This window comes from Nocardia neocaledoniensis, assembly GCF_029868625.1.
GTDB classification, from domain to species: Bacteria; Actinomycetota; Actinomycetes; order Mycobacteriales; family Mycobacteriaceae; genus Nocardia; species Nocardia neocaledoniensis_A.
This window is the reverse complement of sequence record NZ_JARWOJ010000088.1, coordinates 1-3,313: the sequence shown is the minus strand read 5'-3', so window position 1 is coordinate 3,313 and position 3,313 is coordinate 1. Positions and strand designations below refer to the sequence as shown.

Below are 3,313 nucleotides of genomic sequence, written 5' to 3'. Positions count from 1 at the left end.
GGCCCGCGCTCGCCAGAACCCGGGCGAGGGGGCGCGCGCGGCGTGCGCCGTGGGGAGCGGCCCCAGCCGGGGCGCGGGCGCGCGCACCGGCTACCCGGTCGAAGATCAGGCCTTCCAGCAGGGCGAGGAAATCGGCGGCGGTCTCCTGTGGTGCGGTCACGCCGAGCGCGATGAAGAGGTCGGTCGCCCGGTCGAGTGAGAACAAACTGCCTGCCAGCCGTGCGTGCAGATCCGGCTCGGAGAGCACCTCGATGATCAGCGCGTGCCGGGCGATCAGCTCGCTGCGGCGTCGCGTGAGGAGCTGATCGAGCCAGGTGGCGATCGCGGCCGCGAGTTCCGGCCGCCGCACCGCCGGGGTGTCGGGCAGGGCTCCGCCGCCGGACATCGTGGTGAAGTCGGCCGCCGAGCGCGCGGTGATGCCGTCGGCCACCGCTTCGATCAACGCCTGTCTGGTGCGGAAGTAGTAGGACGTCGAGCCGAGCGGAAGCGCGAGGTGGGCATCGAGCGCGCGGTGGGTGAGGGCGCGGATGCCGCGCGTCGCGATCAGCTCGATCGCGCCCGCCACGATCAGCGCTCTGCGGTCTGTGGACATCGTCACCTTCCCTGGTCGCCCGGCGGTTTCGTCCTCTACAAATGTAGAGGACGAGGAGGGCGATATGACGGTGGCACTCGATCCGGCGCAGGTCGCGGCGGCGGACACGCTCGCGGCACTACTCGATCGGCACGGCAGGCCGCGCCGTGGCGGGCGCGGCGTCTACCTGTACGGCAGACCCGGCCGCGGCAAGACGATGGTGATGGACCGCTTCTTCGCCACGGCCGACCCGGAACACAAGCGCCGCTTCCACTTTCACGCCTTCTTCGCCGAACTGCACACCGCCGCACACGCGCTCGGCTCGATCGAGCGGGCCATCGAAAGTCTGCTCGGCCCAGCGGAACTGGTGTGCTTCGACGAATTCCACGTCAACGACATCGGTGACGGCATGCTGATCGCCCGCCTGCTCGAGGCCCTGTTCGCGCAGCGCCGCAGCCTGGTCGTCACTTCGAATCAGCCGCCGCGCGAGCTGCTGCCCAACCCGTTGTTCCACGATCGGTTCGTGCCGAGCATCGAGCGCATCCTGGCGCACCTCGACGTCGTCGCACTGGACGGCCCGCTGGACTACCGCACCCTCGGCGCCCGGCACGACAGCGGTTTCGGGTCGGGCGCGTATGTCCTCGACCGGCGGGAGTCGAGTGGGGGAGACAGCGTGGTCGAGCTGGGGGAAGGCCGTACCGTCCTGGCGGAGCGGGTCGACGGCGACGCGGTGACCTTCGATTTCGCCCAGCTGTGCGGCGCGCCGACCAGCGCCGCCGACTACCTGCGCCTGACCCGCCGCTTCCGCCGCTGGACGCTGCGCGGTGTCCCCCTGCTGCGCGAGGTGCCACCGGACTGGGTGATGCGCCTGGTCAACCTGGTCGACGTGCTCTACGACGCCGACCTGCCCTGCACAGTGCACGCCGCCGCTCCGCTCGCCGAACTGACCGCCGGCGTACCCACGGTCCCCGACCTGGCCCGGACCGCCAGCCGGCTCAGTGAAACGTCACATATCGCCGAGCCGGCCATTCGTACCGTGTAACACCGGCGGAGAGGACAATAAAAGGGAGGTCATCCGAAGTATCGATTTCCTCCCGGGCACACCACCCGGCGTGTAACTATGTGGCTGTTTTGTGCAGGCTCTTGGGTTTGGTGGTACAGCAGTGATCGGGGTGAGTCAGCCCATTACGCGGGCGATCGTCGTGATCGCGCTACTCGTCGCTGCCACGATCGCGCTGCACGGATATCTGCCCGGCGCCGAATCCACCGAATCCGCGAACGGCGCGCCCTCACCGCTCCTGGTGGCGGTGATGCCGGTGTTGCTGCTGGTGTCCATCGTCATCCTGGTCGCGGGGGTGATCGCGAGCCAGCATCGGCTACCGCTGGCCATGCCGCACGTCGAACGCGAGGTGACACCGCCCTTCAACTGGCGGCGCCTGGCGCTGCTCGGGCCGCTCATCCTCGCCGCCATCACGCTGGTCTTCGCGGCGGGTGTCGCCGCGCTGTTCCTGCTGCCCGGTGCGCGGACGCCGCGACCGGGTACCGAGACCAGGCCCGAAGGGTCGGGTCCCGTCCCGACCCCCACCGACGCGCCCGCCCCCGACCCGGGTACCGGTCCCGCCGAGCTGACCGGCACCGCGCTGCTGATCGCGGCCGCGCTGGCCATCGCGCTGATCGTGGTGGCGCTGCTCGGGCTGATCGTGGTCGCGGTCGCCGCGCGCCGCGAACCCGCCACCGCCACCCCCGCGCAGCCCGAGACCCCGCCGAGCGCTGTCGACTCGCTCACCAGGGCCGCCGAGATGGGCCTCGCCGCGATGAACGCGCCCGGCCAGGATCCGCGCACCGCCATCATCGCCTGTTACGTGGCCATGGAGCGCGGCCTGTCCAGCGACCGCGCCGCCCGCCCGCTCGCCTCCGACACCCCGATGGAAGTGCTCGCCCGCGCGTTCGAAAGCGGTGTGCTGCACGATGCTTCGGCCCGCGAGCTGGTCGCACTGTTCGAGGAGGCGCGGTTCAGCCCGCACTCGATGCTGGAATGGCAGCGCATGCGCGCCGAACAGCTGCTGCGCATCGTGCTCTCGGATCTGCAGCGAAGGTTGGTACCGGTATGAGCGGTCAGCGCTGCGACACACCAGCTTGCGTGACCACGCACGGCGCCCGAGCATGCCGGAAGGACGCAGCATGAACCGATCCGGCGTCGTGTGGACCGCGGTGATCGTGGTGGCCGCGCTCGAATTGCTGCTGGTGCGGATGGACCGCGACGCCGTGCTGCTCGCGGTGGCACTGCCGGTCGCGGTCGCGCTCGCCGTGCTGATCTGGTCGATGCGTCAGCGGGTGGTCCGCGAGGAACCGCTCACCGAGTACATCGACAACGGCCCGGCCGAGATGCTCGGCCGCTGGCACGCGCGCGCGTCCATGCTGACCGCGCGGGCCGACGGCACAAGGGCCGACTGGGACCGGCACCTGCGGCCGTTGCTCGCCAAGGAGTTCGAACTGTCCACCGGCCTGCGGGTCGCCAAGAACCGGCGCGCCACCGAGGCCGCCGGACAACTGCAGTTCGGTCCCGAATTGTGGCGCTGGGTCGACCCGGCGAACTCGGCACTGGGCGGCCCCGGGGGGGGCGCCCCCGGGGGGGGGGGGCGGGGTGTGGTACAGGGGCGGATTGAGACGAAGTGTGGGGGTTATTGGCACCCCAGACCCAGACCGTGAAAGTTAACCGGCACCCCGCCGCCCCCCGGGAGG

The 3,313-nt window shown here is 70.8% G+C and carries 4 protein-coding genes; 3 read left to right on the top strand and 1 reads right to left on the bottom strand.

Annotated features, from left to right (window positions below; all coding sequences use genetic code 11):
• Positions 1-592: TetR/AcrR family transcriptional regulator (locus QH270_RS05955; protein WP_280339379.1), on the bottom strand; the 592-nt coding region annotated here is incomplete at its 3' end.
• Positions 593-656: 64 nt separating this feature from the next.
• Here QH270_RS05955 and zapE point away from each other — a divergent pair.
• The 3 genes from zapE to QH270_RS05940 all read left to right on the top strand — a co-directional run bounded on the left by zapE (position 657) and on the right by QH270_RS05940 (position 3,280).
• Complete coding sequence (gene zapE / locus QH270_RS05950) at positions 657-1,613, top strand: cell division protein ZapE (protein ID WP_280339377.1); 957 nt, start codon at positions 657-659, stop codon at positions 1,611-1,613.
• A 130-nt stretch (positions 1,614-1,743) separates the two neighbouring features.
• A complete protein-coding gene (locus tag QH270_RS05945) occupies positions 1,744-2,682 on the top strand; it encodes a DUF4129 domain-containing protein (RefSeq protein ID WP_280339375.1) in 939 nt (312 codons plus the stop codon).
• A 70-nt stretch (positions 2,683-2,752) separates the two neighbouring features.
• Entirely contained in the window at positions 2,753-3,280 is a 528-nt protein-coding gene (locus QH270_RS05940) for a hypothetical protein (RefSeq protein WP_280339373.1), read from the top strand.
• Positions 3,281-3,313 lie beyond the last annotated feature (33 nt).